Annotated in this window: 17 protein-coding genes; 10 read left to right on the forward strand and 7 right to left on the reverse strand. The window is 69.6% G+C overall.

Annotated features, from left to right (window positions below; genetic code table 11):
• Nucleotides 1-3: 3 nt before the first annotated feature.
• Genes HDA45_RS40750 through HDA45_RS40760 form a run of 3 tightly spaced genes read left to right on the forward strand, consistent with a single transcriptional unit; the run spans nucleotide 4 to nucleotide 2895 of the window.
• A complete protein-coding gene (locus HDA45_RS40750) occupies nucleotides 4-1203 on the forward strand; it encodes a GNAT family N-acetyltransferase (RefSeq protein ID WP_184904713.1) in 1200 nt (399 codons plus the stop codon).
• Nucleotides 1204-1237: 34 nt separating this feature from the next.
• Complete coding sequence (locus HDA45_RS40755; RefSeq protein ID WP_184904715.1) at nucleotides 1238-1630, forward strand: DUF4333 domain-containing protein; 393 nt, start codon at nucleotides 1238-1240, stop codon at nucleotides 1628-1630.
• Between the two features lie 44 nt (nucleotides 1631-1674).
• Nucleotides 1675-2895, forward strand: a complete 1221-nt coding sequence (locus HDA45_RS40760) for a GNAT family N-acetyltransferase (protein ID WP_184904717.1) — start codon at nucleotides 1675-1677, stop codon at nucleotides 2893-2895.
• On the opposite strand, the gene HDA45_RS40765 is transcribed toward HDA45_RS40760, so the two are convergent.
• From HDA45_RS40765 to HDA45_RS40780, 4 genes are all read right to left on the reverse strand, one after another.
• Nucleotides 2892-3860 (reverse strand): pirin family protein, encoded by a 969-nt coding sequence (locus HDA45_RS40765; protein ID WP_184904719.1) that lies wholly within the window; start codon nucleotides 3858-3860, stop codon nucleotides 2892-2894. The genes HDA45_RS40760 and HDA45_RS40765 overlap by 4 nt on opposite strands.
• Entirely contained in the window at nucleotides 3857-4801 is a 945-nt protein-coding gene (locus HDA45_RS40770; RefSeq protein ID WP_184904721.1) for a 5'-3' exonuclease H3TH domain-containing protein, read from the reverse strand. The genes HDA45_RS40765 and HDA45_RS40770 overlap by 4 nt, the downstream gene beginning before the upstream one ends.
• Before the next feature lie 61 nt (nucleotides 4802-4862).
• Nucleotides 4863-5792 carry a hypothetical protein gene (locus HDA45_RS40775; RefSeq protein ID WP_184904723.1) on the reverse strand — a complete coding sequence of 310 codons (930 nt, stop codon included), beginning with the start codon at nucleotides 5790-5792 and terminating at the stop codon, nucleotides 4863-4865.
• A 121-nt stretch (nucleotides 5793-5913) separates the two neighbouring features.
• Nucleotides 5914-6450, reverse strand: coding sequence for an NADPH-dependent FMN reductase (locus tag HDA45_RS40780; RefSeq protein ID WP_184904725.1), 537 nt, complete (start codon nucleotides 6448-6450; stop codon nucleotides 5914-5916).
• A gap of 118 nt (nucleotides 6451-6568) precedes the next feature.
• Here HDA45_RS40780 and HDA45_RS40785 point away from each other — a divergent pair, with 118 nt between their 5' ends.
• The 6 genes from HDA45_RS40785 to HDA45_RS40810 are packed head-to-tail and all read left to right on the forward strand — an operon-like array spanning nucleotide 6569 to nucleotide 10556.
• Complete coding sequence (locus HDA45_RS40785; protein WP_184904727.1) at nucleotides 6569-7147, forward strand: ArsR/SmtB family transcription factor; 579 nt, start codon at nucleotides 6569-6571, stop codon at nucleotides 7145-7147.
• Entirely contained in the window at nucleotides 7144-8394 is a 1251-nt protein-coding gene (locus HDA45_RS40790) for an MFS transporter (protein WP_184904729.1), read from the forward strand. Before HDA45_RS40785 ends, HDA45_RS40790 begins: the two co-directional genes overlap by 4 nt.
• Nucleotides 8395-8404: 10 nt before the next feature.
• Entirely contained in the window at nucleotides 8405-9547 is a 1143-nt protein-coding gene (locus tag HDA45_RS40795; RefSeq protein WP_184904731.1) for a M24 family metallopeptidase, read from the forward strand.
• The gene (locus HDA45_RS40800; RefSeq protein WP_007035424.1) at nucleotides 9544-9996 is read left to right on the forward strand and encodes an Lrp/AsnC family transcriptional regulator; all 453 of its coding nucleotides are present in this window, start codon (nucleotides 9544-9546) and stop codon (nucleotides 9994-9996) included. The genes HDA45_RS40795 and HDA45_RS40800 overlap by 4 nt, the downstream gene beginning before the upstream one ends.
• Nucleotides 9997-10042: 46 nt before the next feature.
• Entirely contained in the window at nucleotides 10043-10270 is a 228-nt protein-coding gene (locus tag HDA45_RS40805; RefSeq protein ID WP_076166772.1) for a hypothetical protein, read from the forward strand.
• Nucleotides 10257-10556, forward strand: a complete 300-nt coding sequence (locus HDA45_RS40810) for a hypothetical protein (RefSeq protein ID WP_005150941.1) — start codon at nucleotides 10257-10259, stop codon at nucleotides 10554-10556. Before HDA45_RS40805 ends, HDA45_RS40810 begins: the two co-directional genes overlap by 14 nt.
• Here the strand turns inward: HDA45_RS40810 and HDA45_RS40815 are convergent.
• Nucleotides 10553-11626, reverse strand: coding sequence for a GDSL-type esterase/lipase family protein (locus HDA45_RS40815; protein WP_184906541.1), 1074 nt, complete (start codon nucleotides 11624-11626; stop codon nucleotides 10553-10555). The genes HDA45_RS40810 and HDA45_RS40815 overlap by 4 nt on opposite strands.
• A 119-nt stretch (nucleotides 11627-11745) precedes the next feature.
• Nucleotides 11746-13314: an FAD-dependent oxidoreductase gene (locus HDA45_RS40820; protein ID WP_184904733.1), complete on the reverse strand. Its 1569-nt coding sequence runs from the start codon at nucleotides 13312-13314 to the stop codon at nucleotides 11746-11748.
• Between the two features lie 68 nt (nucleotides 13315-13382).
• Between HDA45_RS40820 and HDA45_RS40825 the strand changes: the two genes are divergently transcribed.
• A complete protein-coding gene (locus HDA45_RS40825; RefSeq protein WP_184904735.1) occupies nucleotides 13383-13991 on the forward strand; it encodes a TetR family transcriptional regulator in 609 nt (202 codons plus the stop codon).
• Nucleotides 13992-14049: 58 nt separating this feature from the next.
• Here the strand turns inward: HDA45_RS40825 and ovoA are convergent, their stop codons facing one another.
• Nucleotides 14050-16320: a 5-histidylcysteine sulfoxide synthase gene (ovoA, locus tag HDA45_RS40830; protein ID WP_184904737.1), complete on the reverse strand. Its 2271-nt coding sequence runs from the start codon at nucleotides 16318-16320 to the stop codon at nucleotides 14050-14052.
• Nucleotides 16321-16520: the final 200 nt, after the last annotated feature.

Consider the following 16520-nt stretch of genomic DNA (forward strand, 5'->3'; position numbering starts at 1 on the left):
CCCATGAGCGACTTCTCAGTGCGGCTGCTGCGGCCAGACGAGGATCGGGCCGCGACGGACGTTTTCAGGCGCGCCTTGCACGCCAGGGAGATGACCGACGAGGAATGGTCGGCCATCTCCCCGTCGATGCAACCGGACCGCGGGTTCGGCGCGTTCGACCCGGAGTTGATCGGCACCGTCCGGTCCTTCGATTCGGAAGTGACGCTGCCCGGCGGCGGCATCACGCCACTCGCCGCGGTCAGCCTCGTCGGCGTCCGAGCCGACCGCATCCGGCGTGGCGTGCTGACCGGCCTGATGCGCGCCCAGTTCGAGGATTTCGCCGCGCGCGACGTCCCCGCGGCGATGCTGCACGCGTCCGAAGGCGCCATCTACGGCAGGTTCGGTTACGGCATCGCCGCGCGGGGCAAGTCGATCGAGATCGACAGGCACCGGGCCCGATTCCGCCAGGAGGTTCCGGCCGGTGGGCAGATCTCCTTGCTGGACCTGGAAAGCACCATCGAGCAGTGGCCGTCGCTCTTCGACGCCCTGCCGCGCACCCGGCCCGGGATGATCGCGCGGAGCCCGCATCTGTGGCCGGGCTACGAGCGGGAAGTGCGGCGGGCGACCACTCCTGTCACGACCGCCGTGCACCGAGGCGCGGACGGGGTCGACGGCTACGTCACGTACACCGTCGAGAGGGCCAAATTCGATGCCCCGTCGCTGCTGAAGGTCCAGTCCTTCCACTACGCGGGTCCTGACGCGTTCGCCGGGTTGTGGCGTTACCTGCTGTCGGTGGACCTGGTCGACCGCATCACCGCCGAGAAGCGGCCACTCGACGAACCCGTCGAGTTGCTGTTCGCGGACCCGCGGCGCGTGACCGTGCAGAAGACCCAGGACGAGGGCTGGCTCCGGTTGGTCGACGTCGCGAGGATGCTGGGCGCCCGCACGTACCGGAGCGAACCGGTCGTCATCGAAGTCACCGATCGCTTCCTGGACCACAACTCCGGCCGGTACCGCCTGTCCGAGGACGGCGCCGTCCGCACCACCGGCCCGGCGGATCTCGCGATGGACGCCGACACCTTGTCGATGCTGTACCTCGGCGGCTGGCGCGCGTCGGATCTCGCGGTCGCCGGACGCGTCCGTGCCACCGGCGAACTCGCCTTGGAACGGGCGGACCTGCTGTTCGGCACGCGAGTGAACCCCTGGTGCGGTACCTTCTTCTGACGTTGGAAGATCACACTCCCGGGGGTGGAGAAGCTTGAGCAGGCGAGCCGTCGCGACGGTCGGTCTGTGCTGCGCCGCTTTCGCGGTGCTGGCGGCGTGTTCGGACAGTCCGGTGCCCGCGCCGGCGACGAAGACCGTCACGGTCCCGCCGACGACGAGCACGCCCGCCACCGGCAGCACATCGGGCGGTTCCTCCAGTGCTCCGGGCAGGGTCTTCGACCCGAGGACCATGCAGGCGGACGTGAAGAAGGTCCTCACCGAGACGTATCAGCTCAAGGACGTCGGCGACGTGCTCTGCCCGTCCAACCAGACGGTCAAGGACGGCGGCACGTTCAGTTGCACGGTCCAGGTCGGCGGGGAGGGCAAGACCGTCACGATCACCGTCACGGGTGACGACGGCCGCTACGAAGTCGGCGCGCCGGGCTGAAAACCGGTTGGGTTCGCGGGGGCCGGACGGCAGGATCTCCTGTCATGAGCGAATTCCATGTGCGTGCCGTGGCCGAAGGCGAGCAGCGGGCCTGCCTCGAAGTCCTCGAAGAGGCCTTGCACGCCAAGCCGATCTCGGACGAAGCCTGGGCGAAGATGGCCCCGACTTGGCCCGCCGCGGGGAAGTTCGCCGCGTTCGACGACGACGGCACCCCCGTGGGGATCGCCAGTTCCTTCGAGATCGAGCTCACTGTCCCGGGTGGACGGAAGCTCACCACCGCGGCGGTCGACGGCGTCGGCGTCCGCGCGGACTGGACCCGTCGCGGGATCCTCACCACGATGATGGCCGCGCAGTTGGAAGACTTCGCCGCCCGTGGAATCCCGCTGGCCGCGCTGCACGCTTCGGAAGGTGTGATCTACGGCCGCTTCGGTTACGGCACGGCCACCTTCAGCAAGGGTGTGTTCGTCGAACGCCCCCGCGCCCAGGTCCGCGACGGCGTGGGACGGGACGGCGTGGTCAGGTTCGTCACCCCGGCCGAGGCGGTCCAGCGCGTTCCCGCGCTGTACGAACGCTTCGAGGGAACGCGGCCCGGGTTCGCCTCCCGCCCCGCCCAGTGGTGGCCGGGCTTCTTCGACAGGCTCGTCGCCGGGAACGACGGATATCGCGTCGCCATCCACAGTGGACCGGACGGGGACGACGGTTTCGTCGTCTACCGGACCATCGACGCGCGGGACCGGCAGGCGCCGGAACGCGGAGCGATCCTGGAGATCCGTGAACTCGAGGCAGCGACACCGCGGGCCTGGGCGGGACTGTGGCGCTTCCTGCTGCAGATCGACCTGGTCTCGGCTGTCGCCGGACGGGGCCGCCCGATGGACGAGCCCGTCGCCGAACTGCTGACCGACCCGCGTGCGGTGAACACGACCGAGGTCATCGACGACCTGTGGGTCCGGCTCGTCGACGTGCTCGCGGCCCTGCGGGCGCGCACCTACGGCACCGCGGAACCCGTGGTGCTGGAGGTGTTCGACAAACAGCTTCAGGACAACAACGGCCGATACGCCGTCGGCCCGGACGGCGTGGAACGCACCACCGCCGAGCCGGAACTTCGGTTGGACGTCAGCACCTTGTCGTCGCTGTACCTCGGCCATGGCCTGTTCACCGATCTGGCGTTGTCCGGCCGCGTCGAGGTGCTGGACGAGGCGGCGGCCGTCCGTGCGGACACGCTGTTCCACACCGCCCGTGCCCCGTGGTGCGGGACGTTCTTCTAAGCCGGATTGCGCCGTGGTTTGATCCGCACCTGCGGTAACGCGGGTGCGGGCAACCACGCCGTCGTCCCCTCGTAGCCGTCGACGCGCCCGAAGCGGCTTGCCTGTGCCTGCCACGCCTCGCGGTACTCGGCGATCTCGTCGTGGCTGCGGCCCACGAAGTTCCACCACATGACGAGTTCCTCGGTGAACGGTGCCCCGCCGAGGAGGAGCACCCTGGCCGGTACGTCGCCGTGGTTGGCCAGCTCCAGCCGCTTCGGACCGGGTGCGAGGTAGGCGAGCTCCCCGGTCCCCAGCGCGGTGCCGGCGACGGTGACCGAGCCGATGTCCTGCAGGACGCCGTGTTCGAAGGCGGAATCGACGTCGAGGGCCGAGGTCGCGCCGGGCTCGAGGGTGAGTTCGGCGCCCAGCAGGGGAGTGAACGCCGGGACCGGCGAGGTGATCCCGGCGAGGCTGCCGAGGAAGACCCGCGCGGTGGCACCGGGCAGCCGCGTCAGCGGCGGTGCGTGGTGCCGGAAGTCCCGTGCGGTGTCACGGTGTTCGTCCGGCAGCGCGATCCACAGCTGGACACCGTGCAGAGCCGACGTGTCCGGTGTGGACACTTCGGAATGCGCGATGCCGTGCCCGGCGGTCATCAGGTTGAGTTCGCCCGGCCGGACCACGGCCCGGGTGCCGATGCTGTCGCGGTGCTCGATCTCGCCGCTGAACAGCCAGCTCGCGGTCTGCAACCCGGTGTGCGGATGCGGCGCGACGTCCATCCCGCCGGACTCCGACACGTCCTGCGGTCCGTAGTGGTCGGCGAAACACCACGCGCCGATCAGGGACCGCTGCCGCTGCGGAAGGGTCCGGCGGACCCGGATCGCGCGCGGCCCGCCGAGCGGGACTTCACGCGGGGTCAGGACGGTGACGCCGTCGCCGGGCCGGTCCCGGCACAGCAACTCGGCCGGTTCGGTCTCGGTGTTGCTCACGGCTTGGGGAGCGCGGCCAGCAGACGCTCCACCGAACGGCCGAGATTCCAGCGCTCCGCCAGTTCCGCGACCTTGTCCGGGTCAGCGGGCTCGGACGGGACCGTGTCCGGACGGGACTGTTCGACCGGCGCGTCGGCCGCGACCCGGACGACGGTCGGCGCGACGGCGAGGTAGTCGGCGGCGTCGGTCAGCCGCAGCCGCGTCTTGAGCGGCACCCGCGAGTCGCCCGCGTTGGACGCCTCGATGAGCTCCTGCAGCGAACCGAACTGGGTGATCAGCTTCGCCGCGGTCTTCTCGCCGATCCCGGCCACGCCGGGCAGGCCGTCCGACGGGTCGCCTCGCAGCGCGGCCATGTCGGCGTAGCCGGGGCCTGCGTTGGCGGCCGGGATCCCATACTTCTCGGCGAGCTCGTCCGGGCCGAGGATCTCGGCTTTGTTCCAGCCCTTGCCGACGTAGATGACCACCGTGGGGGTCGGCTCGTGGCGCACGAGCTGGAACAGGTCGCGGTCACCGGTGATGACCTCGACCGAGGACTTCTTCTCACGGATCGCGAGCGCGCCGATGACGTCGTCGGCCTCGTATCCGGCCGCTTCGGCCGTCGCGAGCCCGAAGGCCTCCAGCAGTTCCAGGATGATCGGCACCTGCGGGGTGAGCGTGTCCGGCACTTCTTCGACGTCGCCGCCCTCCGGGACCTCTTCGGCCACGCGGTGCGCCTTGTAGCTGGGCAGCAGGTCGGTGCGGAACTTCGGCCGCCAGTCCGCGTCCAGGCAGGCCACGAGCCGGGCGGGCCGCCGGTCGACGAGGATCCGCGCGATGGTGTCGGTGAATCCGCGTACGGCGTTGACCGGCGTCCCGTCCGGGGCGGTCATCGACTCGGGCAGTGCGTAGAACGAGCGGAAGTAGAGGCTCGCGGAATCAAGGAGGGCGAGAGGTCCGGTCACGCGGACAGCCTGCCATGACCTTCCCGCCCTGCCCACTTGCCGCGCCCTGCGCGTGCCGGACTCAGATCTCGATCATGGACTCCTGTACCCGGTTCAGGTCGTCCTCGCTCAGCGGGATTCCCGCCACCAGCGTGAACCGCAGGCCGTCGGCGTTCCAGGAGTAGACGTGCTCGGCCCCGTCGTCGGGCTGGAAGGGGGCACCGTCCTCCGGCCGCTGGTCCACGACGACCGGGTATCGGCCGGCGGGGACGGTGAGCACGGTCCGGTACGCGCCGGTGATCCAGTTGCCGCTGCTGGAATTCATCCCCACGCCACCCGGCCAGTAACGCGGCACCTGAGCCCACCGCGCCGTGGCGGCCCGGACGTCGTAGGGCTGATCCAGGAGTTCTTCGAACTGTGCTGTGCTCGGAATCGGGAGCATCGGGCCGTCCCATTCGAACAGCTCGTCACCGAGAACCGCGTCCGGCGTGAAGTCGGTGAACTCCACGACGTGTTCGTATCCAGGCGGGCCGAGACGACGGAAGAGCCGTACCCCGGTGGCGGCGTCGACCGCTACCAGCTCGCCGTCTTCCGTTTCGTACTCCCAGGTCGGGCGGCCGATCCGGGTGCCGGCGGAGATACCCGACGGCGTGGTTTCCCACCAGTAGTCGTCCAGCATCACTCGACCGACGAGGGGGCGGCAAACCGCCGTGATCTCGTGATGCGTCGACGACGGCCCCCCGGAGTGGACTACCTCGTAGGACGGCGGCTCACCCGGCCGGTCGAAGATCCACTGTGCCCGCACGTCGCTGATGTAGAGCGGTTCGCCGTCCACCTCGGCGAACCGGCGTTCGTCGGCGGAGCGGTGCCACAGCTTGATCGTGCGCGGCGCCGCTCCCGATCCGGTCACCCTTACGGTGCCCGCCACGGCGACCCGGAACGCCGCGGCCATCAGGCCGCTCAATTCGGGCCAGCTCGGCACGCTGAGGTCCGCGTGAACATCCTCGGTCATTTCTTCTCCTCGGTCTCGGGGAGAAGCTAGCGGTGGGCACCGACGGTTCCGGTGAGAAGGAGGGCTGAAGGGGACTTTCCCCGCGTCTCACGCGGTGAAGGGCCCCTTCAGCCCTCGCTCGCTAGGCGGCGTAGGGCCGGACCTGCCTCGCGTCGCGCAGCGCGTTGGCCCACCAGTTCAGCTGGTTCAGCAACGTGGTCGCCGCGAGGTCGGCGCCGTCGGCGTCCAGGTGCTCGCCGTCGGAGCCGAAGTTGTTCCAGGCGTAGGGGAAGCTCACGGTTTCGCGGATCGTCATGGCGTGGAGTTCGGCGAAGACCGGGCGCAGGTGCTCGACCGCGCGCAGGCCGCCGGAGATCCCGCCGTAGGAGACGAAGGCGACCGGCTTGCCGTGCCATTCACGGCCGGTTTCGTCGAGCGCGTTCTTGAACGGGCCGGGGTAGCTGTGGTTGTACTCGGGGACGATCACGACGACGGCGTCCGCGGTGGCGACGCCGGAGGCGAGGCCGCCGGGGGTTTCGGCGAGGTCGATGACGGTCAGGGCTAGGTCGTCGCGCTGTTTGGCGCGATCGAGGAACCAGTTCGCGACTACGGGAGCGAAGCGGCCCTCACGGACGCTGCTGATCACGACGGCGAGCTGATAGGGCGAGTTCGTTGTCATGCCCAGACCGTAAAACCTGAACTTAGGTTGAGGTCAAACTCCAGAATCCGCCCATTTCCAAGAGGCAATCGCAGAGAACTCTTTGCAAAGGATTCTCTGCGGTTATAGGCTGGAAGGCATGGGGAAGAGCGAGAGGTATCTCGCGCGGATCGACGGCCGCCTTCTGCGAGCGTTGTCGCATCCGCTGCGGGTCAGGATTCTGGAACTGCTGCGGGAGGACGGCCCGGCCACGGCGTCCGGACTGGCGAAGCGGGTGGGGGAGAGTTCCGGGACCACGAGCTGGCATCTGCGCCAGCTGGCCGAATGCGGCTTGATCGCGGACGACGCCGAACGCGGCAGCAGACGCGACCGATGGTGGAAGGCCGTGCACGAAGGCGATCAGATGCGCGCCGCGGACTTCATCGACGACCCGGACCTCGCCGGTCCGTTCAACGCCTACGCCCACACGATGATCGAGCGGCGTCACGCCGCCGAAGCACAGTTCGTCGCCGAAGTGCGGGACTGGGCCGACGAGTGGATCGACAAGGTCAGCTTCCACGACTCGCCGCTGTCGCTGACTCCCGACGAGGCCGCCGCGTTGAGCGACGAGATCCTCGACGTGATCGGCCGCTATCGCCGTCCGGAGAAGGACGGCGACACCCAGGTCCGCGTGCACTGGGCGGCCTTCCCGAGACGGTCGCGCCCGGAACGACCATGAGCAGGCTGCCACTGGGGGCCCTGGTCGTGGCGTCGGGGATCTCCTCGGCCGGGGTGATGATGACACTGCTCGCGATTCCCTGGTTCGTCCTGCAGAGCACCGGGAGCGGCACCAAGACCGGTCTCGTCACCGCAGCCGAGGTGCTCGGCCTGATGGTCGCCGCACTGCTCGGCGGACCGATCGTGGACCGGGTCGGCACGCGCCGGGCCAGCGTCGGCGCGGACCTGCTGACCACCGTCACGGTCCTGCTGATCCCGCTCGCGACGAGCACGACCGGACTCGGCCTGCCCGGATTGATCGCGCTGTCGTTCGTGATGGGTGTGTCCCGCGGCCCCGCCGACACGGCGAAGCAGGTGCTGCTCCCCGGAGTCGCCGAACTCGGCGATGTCCGCATGAGCCGCGCCGCGAGCGCCGTCGAGGCGGCGATGAGAACCGGACGGATGGTGGGCGGGCCCGCCGCCGGCGCGCTCATCGCGCTGATCGGCCCGATCCAGGTGCTGTACGTCGACGCCGGTGCGCTGCTGCTGTCCGCCGCGCTGGTGTTCACGCTGATCCCCGCCGCGGCCGGTCCGCCGAGGCCGTCTTCGGGCGGATACCTCAAGGAACTGCGCGAAGGGCTCGGGTACGTCAAACGGGACGGCGTGCTGCGCGCGATCGTCGGCATGCTGATGCTCACCAACAGCCTCGACTTCGGCTTGCTCGGCGTCCTGTACCCGGCGTACGGCGACCAGGTCCTGCACAGCACCGCCCTCATCGGCGCGATGATCACCGCCGTCGCGGTCGGCGCGCTCATCGGCTCGGCGCTCTACGGCTGGGTGGGCCACCGGTTTTCGCGGCGGACCGCGATCCTCGTCGCCGTCGGCATCGAAGGCGCCCCGCGATTCGCCCTGCTCGCTCTGGAGCCGAAGCCGGCCGTCCTCCTCTCGGGGCTGGTGGTCGCCGGGATCGGGGCGGGCGCGCTCAACCCGATCCTGCTCCCGGTGGTCTACGAACGGGTTCCGGAGGCCGTCCGGGGCCGCGTGCTGAGTCTGCTCGTCGGCGGGGTGCTCGCCGCGATGCCGCTCGGCTCGATGGCGGCGGGACTGTTGCTGGACGGTGCCGGGCTCGTCGGCGCGCTCGCCGTGTTCGGCGGCCTGTACCTGATCGCCGGCACGTTCCCGGCGATCTTCCGGGTTTGGCGCGGGCTCGACGATCCCGCCCCGATCGGGGGTGACCGGCTGGTGAACCAGGGGGCGCGGACCGACTAGGCTCGGCGTCATGTCGCGCCGTTCCCTTCACAACCCAGCCCCCGACGCCGCCAGCCTCCGCGCTCGCCTCGACAGGGCCCGTGCCGCCGCGGCCGCCGCGGACACCGACGCCCTGCTGATCGCGCCCGGTTCGGACCTGCGCTACCTGATCGGCCAGGCCGGGGGTTCCTTCGAACGGCTGACCACGCTGGTGATCCCGGCCGACGGCGTCCCGGCGCTGGTGCTGCCGAAGCTGGAAGCCCCCGGTTACGCCGACGTCCCCGCCGACGAACTCGGCATCGAGATCGTCACCTGGGTCGACGGGGACAACGCCTACGAACTGGTCGCCGACAGGCTGGGCAAGGCCGGCCGTGTCGCGGTCAGCGACTTCACCCCGGCCCTGCACGTGCTGGCCTTCCGCGGCGCGCTCGGCGACGCCGAGCAGACGCTGGCCGGGCCGATCGTGCGTGAACTGCGGATGCGCAAGGACGCGGCCGAGATCCAGGCGCTGCGCGACGCGGGCGCGGCCATCGACAGGGTCCACGCCCGGGTCCACGAGTGGCTGCGGCCGGGCCGGACCGAGGCCGAGGTCGGCGCGGACATCACCGCCGCGATCGTCGAAGAAGGCCACACCCACGCCGACTTCGTGATCGTCGGCTCGGGCCCGAACGGCGCCAGCCCGCACCACGACGTCTCCGAGCGGGTCATCGAGCGCGGCGACGTCGTCGTGGTCGACATCGGCGGCCCCATCGCCGAGGGCTACAACTCCGACTCCACCCGCACGTACGCGGTCGGTGAGCCGCGCGACGCCGACGTCGCCGAGACGTACGCCGTCCTGCAGCGGGCCCAGCGCGCCGCGGTCGAGGCCGTCCGCCCGGGCGCCACCGCCGAGTCGATCGACGCCGCCGCGCGCGACATAATCGCCGAAGCGGGTTACGGCGAGTACTTCATCCACCGCACCGGTCACGGCATCGGCCTCGACGTGCACGAGGAGCCCTACATCATCAAGGGCAACGCGCTGCCGCTCGAGCCGGGTATGGCCTTCAGCGTCGAGCCCGGTATCTACCAGCCGAACCGCTGGGGCGCCCGCATCGAGGACATCGTCGTGGTCACCGAAGACGGTGTCGAGTCGGTCAACCAGCGTCCGCACGACCTGATCGTGCTCGACGCATGACCGGTTCTCTGGAGCCGCTGGACCAGGCCATCGTGGGTGAGCTGGCGGCGGACGGGCGGCGCAGTTTCACCGACCTCGCCGAGCGGGTCGGGCTCTCGGTGTCCGCGGTGCACCAGCGGGTGCGGCGCCTGGAGCAGCGCGGCGTGATCCTCGGATACACCGCGCGGCTCGACGGCGAACAGATCGGCCTCCCGCTCACGGCGCTGATCTCGCTGACACCGAACGATCCGGCCGCCCCGGACGACTATCCGCAGCGGCTCGAGCACATCAAGGAGATCGAGTCCTGCTACTCGGTCGCCGGGGACGAGTCGTACATCCTCCTGGTCCGGGTGGCTTCGCCGCTCGGCCTGGAGGATCTGCTCCGCCGCATCCGCGAGTCCGCCAAGGTCTCGACGCGGACCACGGTGGTGCTGTCGACGCCGTTCGAAGGTCGCTCGCCCACCTTGTGAAATCGGAAACCGGGTGGGCTTGCGCGGCGCTGGTACGATAAAAGGTATGGCAACACGTAAGGTCACACTCTCACTCGACAGTGGTGCGCTCGAGTTCGCCGAGCGGGCGGCCAAGGCACACGGGATTTCGGTCTCGTCGTGGTTGTCCAAGGCTGCCCGCAGGGAAGCCGTCCGCACCGGATACACCCCGCAGCGAGCCCCGGTCGCACCGTCCGCCGAATCGGACGAGGCCGAGCTGACAGCCGCGGAGAAGGATCTGCGTGCACAGGGGTGAAGTCTGGACGTACCACCCCCCGACCGAACCGGCACGGCAGCGCACCGTCGTACTGCTGTCCTCGGACGGGGTGAACGAATCCGAGCGGCCGTGGCTGCTCGGAACCGAACTGCTGGACCGTGATCCGCAGGACATCCTCGGTGTCGCGGTCGACGCGCGCTATTGGGTCTCCACGCTGAACCTCACGCGCCTGTACCGGCCATGGTTCGACGAGAAGATCGCGGAGATCGACCAAGAGGTCCAGGAGCGCATCGACATCGCGTTGCGCGCGGCACTGGATCTCTAGCGGGCGATGACCTCGGGTGCGGCGTGCAGCTTGCCGTCGGCTCCCGAGAGGCACGACGCGTTCCCGCCGCGGGCGGCGAGGAACTCGTTGAGGCAGTTCGCGATCTGAGCGTGCCCGTTCGCGTTGGGGTGGAAGGACTCCTGCAACGCGTGGCTCGCGCGGTCCACCTGGCCGAGGTCACGCAGCTGCAGCGTCAGCCTGCTGAACCACTCGTTCGCCGGTTCGCTGCTGCACGCTTCGCGGCCGGCACCCGCCCGTGAAAGGTCGAGGAACCGCGAGCTGGTCGCCCTCGATGCCTGCTTGAGCCCGTCCGAGAGGACGGAGACGCCGTCGCGGCGCATCCATTCCAGGTCCTCGGTGCGGAACGGGCAGCCGTTGAGGCTGCGCAACGCCTCCGGGATCTGGGGGCCGACGGGCGAGGCGTACGACATCAGCACGAGCTGGTAGTCCGCCGGGACGTAACCGGCCTGCGCCAGCACCTTCTTGACGTCCGCGACCGCGTTGGTCACCTTCGGCACCATGGCGTCCACTTTGGACTTCCAGGTGGTGCGAAGCGCCTCGCTGCAAGGCGGATTCTGCGGCGAGAACCACGCCTTGAAGCACTCGCTGACCTGAGCGGAGAACTTCGGCTCGTCGTTCGCGCCCACCGCGATCACCACCGCGGCGACCCGGTGATTCTTGATCAGCTCCGCGAGCTGCTGCGCCTGCGACGGTTCGGTCCATTGCTTGGCCTCGCCGAGAGCGATCTGCTCGGAAGGCGCGCCCGAACAAGCGAGGTTCTTCCGTGCGGTGACGTCGGGGATCTTGATCTGCTCGACGAAGGCGTTGGGGGAGCGGTGGCACCAGTTGCCGCCCTGCCCGTTGGTCGTGGGCGTGTAGTCGCCCGCGCCCTCACCGGAAACGGTGCTGTCGCCGATGGAGACGACCGTCAGCGGCCCCGTTCCCGGCGGGCCTTGGCGCGGGGACGGTTGCCCCGGGCGGCTCTCCGACCCGGTAAAGGCAATGAACCCGACGAGAACCACCACGAACGTGAGCGCGAGAGCACCCCACCACCACCGGAAACGTCGCATCGTCACCGGATTCTACGGACTCCTTGCCCGACAGGGTGATCATGGCGGTGTGACGTTGCGTATCCGGCCGGACGAGGGCGACGGAGCGAGGCTCCGCCGCCCTTGGGAACCGGGGGTGGTCAGACGCCGGCCCAGCGCTCGATCGCGGTGTCGAGCAGCTTCCGCGCATTGTCGTCGGAGACGTTGTCCGCCCAGGCGATGATCCCGTCCGGACGCACGAACAGGCTCGGCTCGGAAGCATCGGCGTCCGCCACGTATGCGACCAGGTGCTCCAGCCCGCGGACCGCTTCCGCGTACCGGCCCTCGGCGGACCGGTCGAGGAGAACGAAACGGCCGTCATGGGCGTGATCCGCGAGACGGCCTCCGGTGCTCAACTCGGCGTCCCCCGTGATGGAACCGACAGGCTCCTCTCCGTCCTCGGCGACGTCGTACCGCTGCAGGATCCCGGAGGACAGCGCGATCATGTGGTTCGTCGCACCCGGAACGGTGAACAGATCGTCGCCGATCACCTTCCGCAGCTGCGCGGTGCGTTCGTCGCCCCGCATGAGGGCGACCTGCGCCCTCGTCCAGTCCAGCACCCACGCGCCGATCGGATGCCGTTCGGAGTGGTAGGTGTCGAGCAGTCCCGCCGGAGCCGTGCCCTGGATGGTCGCGGCGAGTTTCCAGCCGAGGTTGACCGCGTCGCCGAGCCCGAGGTTGAGACCCTGCGCGCTGAACGGCGAATGCACGTGGGCGGCGTCGCCGGCGAGGAACACCCGGCCGCGACGGTAAGCCCGCGCCTGACGGGCGTTGTCCGACCACCGGGTCGCCCGGCCGTGCAGGCCGGTGATCGTCACGGGGATCCCGCTGACCTCCCGCACCGCGCTCTGCAGCTCCTCGACGGTGACGGGCGCGTCGCGGTCTTCCGGCTGCGGCGTGAACCGGGCGACGAGGATGCGTCCGGGCACCGGGCCGTAGGTGTAGATGCCGCGGGGGGTCCAGTTCCAGCCGCGGCGCAGCTCGCTTGGGTCGTCGAAATCGGCGATCGCCTGGTAGCCCACGAGTTCCGGGTCGGTGCCCACGAAATCGACGCCGAGCGTCCTGCGGATGACGCTCCGGCCGCCGTCGGCCGCCACGACCCAGCCGGCCGTGAAGTCGCCGGCGCTGGTCTCGACGACGACGTCGGCATCGTCATCCAGGTCCGTGCCCGTGCCGCGCAACCCCCGCACCTCGACGCCGCGGCGGATCTCGACGCCGAGCCGGGCGCAGTGTGCTCCGAGAAGCAGTTCGAGATCGTGCTGCGGCACGAAGATGCCGTTGGCCACGGCGGTGTGCGCGGCCAGCACCGGATCGTCCTGGTCGACGAGGTCGTGCCGGAACATGAGCCCCGCGAAATGCCCGATGACCGCGAACCGGCGGGACTTCTCGTTGGCCGCGTCCTCGAGCGCGCGCACGGTTCGGTTCATGCGTCCGGTGGTGAAGGCCCCGGAGGCGGCAAGGCGACCGCGCTGCACCTCTTCCGCGGCGGGGAGCAGGCCACGCCGGTCGAGAATCTCCGCGCTGGCGACGTTGATCGAACCGGACTTGATCGTCTGATCGGGCTCTTCGAGCCGCTCCAGCACGGTCACTCGCACTCCTCGCAGGGCCAGCTCGCTCGCGAGAAGCAGGCCGGTGGGCCCCGCTCCGACGACGATCACAGCGTTCCGCATGCCATCTCTCCAAGGTTTACTCGGTAAGTTTACTTGGTAAGCTTAACGAGTAAAGGTACGGTTGTCACATGGCGAAGCGAGGAGACAGGGGCGGGGCGAAGACGCGGGCGCATATCGCCGCCGTCGCGACGGAGCTGTTCCTGGAGCGCGACTTCGACGACGTCACCGTCGCCGAGGTCGCCGCCGCGGCCGGTGTGTCGAAGGTGACGGTGTTCGCGCACTTCGATCGCAAAGAGGACCTCGCGCTCGACAGGCTGCCTGACGCCGTCGGTATCGCCAGGGCCTCGATTCGCGAGCGGCCGGACGGGGTGGACGTCGTCGAAGCCTTGCGCCGGACGGCTCTCGCCCTCGCGGAAGAACAGCATCCGCTCTCAGGGCTGGCCGAGGGGGGCGATCCGCTCGCGCGCACTGTCGCCGGTTCGCGGGCGCTCATTTCGCGGCTGCGCGAGTTCGAGCACGAGATCGAGGCGGAGCTGGCCGACGAGCTCGAGAACGACGCCCGGTTCTCGGGCGACAGCGAACTGGTCGCCGCGCTGATCGTCGCCGCGTACCGCACCGTCGCCGTGGCGACGGTGCGGCGACGCCTCCACGGAGACGATCTCGCCGCCGTGGTCACCGCGCACTGCGAGCGGTTGAACGCCGCCTTCGGCGCGCTGTCCACGGCTCTGCGGAGCTGAGCTCATACCGCCGGGCCGCACCAGATGCGGGAGCACCTGATGCGGCCCTGTGGCGGGGTCAGCGCTTACGCCAGATCGAGACCTCAAGATCGGTGATCTCGTACCGGCGGCCGTCGACCCTGGTCAGGCTCGGCTCCGTACTTTCCGACAGCAGCTCGAACGCCTCGCCGAGGACGTTCGCGAGTTCGGCGGCCGACGCCCGCGGGAGCGCCACGAGCAGCAGCCCTCCTGCGCGCAGGAGGTTCGCCGAACCGACGAGCGGTCGCAGGTAGCCCGCCGCGCCGCCGAGTCGGTCGAAGGCGTCCGCCACGACAGCGCCGTCGAACGTGCCGAGAGCGGCGGGTGGACGGGCCGTCTCGGCGAGGACGAACGAGACACCGCCGCCCGCCGAGAGCGACGGCCGCCGCGCGTGCAGCTCCCCGCGTCCCGGCACCCGGTAGCCGACATCCGTGCCTTCGGCGAGCCGGTCGGCCGCCGCGATGAGCGACGGCCGGTCGTCAAGGCCGACCACCTCGACCGGATACCGGGCGAGCGAGAACGCCAGCCCGCCCGCCCCGGTGGCGAGATCCGCGACACGGCGTAGCTCGACCCCGGCGGTGGCCGCGGCTTCGGTGAACTTCGCGGTCAGCCGGTCCGGATAGGCCGCGGTCGCGGCGAGCGGGTGCCCGGTCCGGCCGAAGGCCTGTTCGGCGGTGCCGTACTGGCCGAGCAGCACCCGGTCGAGCTCCGCGCGCGCCTCGCTGTCCACAGTGGATTCCGGTGCCACGACCAGCCGGATCCCCGCCTGCTGCAGGAAATGCGGCCGGTAGAAATGCCGCGCCCAGATACTGCCGAGTTCGCCGGTGCTGATGTACGCGCCGCCGAGGATCAGCTGATGCTGCCCGCCGTAACTGGGTACCGAGAAGTCCTCGTAGTAGGGATGCGGGGTGAAGCCTTCGAGCGGGTTGAAGGTGTCTTCGCTCCACGCCCACAGGTTGCCGCCGGCGTCGTGCAGGCCCTGAGAGGTCGTCGGCGAGAGGTCGACAGGGCCTTCCGAACCCCAAGCGAGACCGAGGTTGACGCCTGCCTCACGCAGCTGCCCGCCGTCGAGCCGCATGACCACGTCGTCCGCGACTCCGGGACGTTCCGGCAGATCGCGCAACAGGAAGTACTCCGCTTCGGTCGGCAGCCGGTAGTCCCGACCCTCCTTTTCGGACCGCCAGGCGGCGAAAGCCTTGGCCTCGTGGTAGTTCACCACCACCGGCCAGTCCCATGGCATGTCGATCTCGTCGAACAACGTGCGCAGCCGGAACGCGTGCAGCCCGGTCGGGCCGGTCGGGATCCAGAAACGCGGCCACTTGGTGTTGCGGAAGCGGCGCCAAGCCTCGCCCTCCGCCGACCACAACTCCGGCCGCCGGTAGCCGCCGTCGGCGACGAATCCGTGGAACTCGCCGTTGCTCACCAGACAGCGCGCCGCTTCGAAGTCCGGCAGCTCCTGGCGGCGTGAACCGTACGCGCTGTCCCAGCCGTAGGACGGGAAGGACAGCGGTTTGCCGAGCTGGGCCGTGCGTCCGGGCACGGTGACGGTGCCGTTGGCCGGTACGGAACCCGGCTCGGGTTTGCCGGTCTCGGTGGTGCGGCGCAGCGGTGACGGTGCCGGCCACGCGGCGGGCCGTTCTACCAGGCGCGAACGCATCTCGCGGACCAGCACCGAACTGGTCTCGAGGTGGATGCGATCGTGCTCGATGGACAGCAGCAGGGCCCACGCCTGGTCGTTCATCGTCACCGGGCGCCCGAGGTCGGGGGCGAACGGCGTGGTCTCGATGATGCCGACGACCGTCCGGTACACCTCGGCCCGGTAGTCCTTCACCTCCGAAACCGACGGCCACACCATCTCGTTCTTCGACATGTCGTCCCACGAGTTCTCGTCGACACCCATTTCCAGGATGTGCTCGAGGTAGGCGTCGATCGGCGCGTCCAGCAGCCCGGAAACCCGCAGCTTGTTGACGTACAGCGAAGTCGTGTGGCCGTAGTAGAAGATCATCGGGTGACGCAGGTTGTGGTCCGGCGGGCGGTAGAACGCTTCCGCGCCCTTCAGCCCGGCGAACATCACCTCGTGCAGTGTCCAGGCGTTGTCGAAGTAGTCCAGCACCTCTTCGCGGCTGCAGACGGACAGATCGGGCAACGGCAGTGCCCTGATCTCGCCGGATTCGGCGACACCGGGGCAGCGGCCGGGTTCCGGGCGGACCCCGGTGTACCACCACTGTGGATCCCGGGGTCCGTTCAACCGCTCGTCCGCGTGTTTCAGCGCATTTCTCTCCCAGGGTTCCGTATTGACCGTCGACGTCATCTGACCTCACTTCAGTTCGTCGGGGCACTGAGGGCCGGCTGCGAAAACCGTCGCATCTTCGAAAAGGTCATTTCCTCTCCTTTCGTGCCCTGAATCGCCCTTCTGAAGAAGTCCGGCTGGACAGCGCAAGCGCGGAGATGCCCCTTGATCACGGGAGATGGGACCGTCGGCGTTCCGATTCCTCCAGTTGCGAGGTGAAA

It is taken from the genome of Amycolatopsis umgeniensis (genome assembly GCF_014205155.1).
GTDB classification, from domain to species: Bacteria; Actinomycetota; Actinomycetes; order Mycobacteriales; family Pseudonocardiaceae; genus Amycolatopsis; species Amycolatopsis umgeniensis.

Excerpts from the sequence above, each read along its gene's own strand:
- HDA45_RS40750 (WP_184904713.1), top strand. The coding sequence starts at position 4 with ATGAGCGACTTCTCAGTGCGGCTGCTGCGGCCAGACGAGGATCGGGCC.
- HDA45_RS40760 (WP_184904717.1), top strand. The coding sequence starts at position 1,675 with ATGAGCGAATTCCATGTGCGTGCCGTGGCCGAAGGCGAGCAGCGGGCC.
- HDA45_RS40775 (WP_184904723.1), bottom strand. The coding sequence starts at position 5,792 with ATGACCGAGGATGTTCACGCGGACCTCAGCGTGCCGAGCTGGCCCGAA.
- HDA45_RS40780 (WP_184904725.1), bottom strand. The coding sequence starts at position 6,450 with ATGACAACGAACTCGCCCTATCAGCTCGCCGTCGTGATCAGCAGCGTC.
- HDA45_RS40785 (WP_184904727.1), top strand. The coding sequence starts at position 6,569 with ATGGGGAAGAGCGAGAGGTATCTCGCGCGGATCGACGGCCGCCTTCTG.
- HDA45_RS40790 (WP_184904729.1), top strand. The coding sequence starts at position 7,144 with ATGAGCAGGCTGCCACTGGGGGCCCTGGTCGTGGCGTCGGGGATCTCC.
- HDA45_RS40795 (WP_184904731.1), top strand. The coding sequence starts at position 8,405 with ATGTCGCGCCGTTCCCTTCACAACCCAGCCCCCGACGCCGCCAGCCTC.
- HDA45_RS40800 (WP_007035424.1), top strand. The coding sequence starts at position 9,544 with ATGACCGGTTCTCTGGAGCCGCTGGACCAGGCCATCGTGGGTGAGCTG.
- HDA45_RS40805 (WP_076166772.1), top strand. The coding sequence starts at position 10,043 with ATGGCAACACGTAAGGTCACACTCTCACTCGACAGTGGTGCGCTCGAG.
- HDA45_RS40815 (WP_184906541.1), bottom strand. The coding sequence starts at position 11,626 with ATGCGACGTTTCCGGTGGTGGTGGGGTGCTCTCGCGCTCACGTTCGTG.
- HDA45_RS40820 (WP_184904733.1), bottom strand. The coding sequence starts at position 13,314 with ATGCGGAACGCTGTGATCGTCGTCGGAGCGGGGCCCACCGGCCTGCTT.
- HDA45_RS40825 (WP_184904735.1), top strand. The coding sequence starts at position 13,383 with ATGGCGAAGCGAGGAGACAGGGGCGGGGCGAAGACGCGGGCGCATATC.
- ovoA (WP_184904737.1), bottom strand. The coding sequence starts at position 16,320 with ATGACGTCGACGGTCAATACGGAACCCTGGGAGAGAAATGCGCTGAAA.